This is a genomic window from Ensifer sp. GW823-FHT05D09 (assembly GCF_058795755.1).
Map to the genome: position 1 here is coordinate 1 of NZ_JBXAIA010000036.1, position 788 is coordinate 788.

At 64.7% G+C, this 788-nt stretch carries 1 protein-coding gene; it reads left to right on the forward strand.

All coding sequences use genetic code 11. The features are described from left to right. On the forward strand, window positions 1-788 hold a 788-nt coding region (locus AC1Q80_RS30805; RefSeq protein WP_492362937.1), incomplete at both ends, for a calcium-binding protein.

Here is a 788-nt window from a genome sequence, read left to right on the forward strand (position 1 = left end):
CCGTGCTGCATGAGCAGTTCGATCGCCTGCAGGAAGCCGACCGCTTCTACTACCTCAACCGCTTCGACAACTTCGACTTCTACGAGAACTTCATCGACGGCCAGGAGTTCGCCGACATCATCGCCCGCAATACCGGCCTGACGAACCTGCCGGAGCACATCTTCGAGGCACAACAGCCTGGAGATGAAGGCGATGGTGACGGCACCGGCAACCCTGGCGACGATGACGATGATGATGATGGCGATCCCGTTGGCGGTGGCGACGATGATGGTGATGACGACGGCGACCCCGTTGGCGGCGGCGATGACGACGACGACGATGACGACGACACCGGCGGCCCCGACGATGATGGGGACGACGATGATGATGATGATGATACGGCCGGCGGCGACGACGACGATGACGACGGCGCTGGTTCGGATCCGGACGACGACGACGACGACGGTGATGGCGACGGCTCTGGCGATGGCGACGGTGATGGTTCTGGCGATGGGGACGGTGGCGAAACACCGTTGCCGGTTGCGGCGCGCACGCTGATCGGCACGTCTGCTGCGGATGTTCTGCTCGGTGGTGCTGTTGCCGACGTGCTTCTGGGCGGCGGCGGTAGCGACATCCTGTCGGGGGATGCCGGCAGCGACGTGCTGCGCGGCGAGGACGGCGACGATGTGCTGTCGGGTGGTGACGGCGACGACGTTGCCTCGGGCGGATCGGGCAATGACGAGATCCACGGCGGTGCCGGTGCCGACATGCTGTTCGGCAATGGCGGCGACGACCTGATCTTCGGTGAT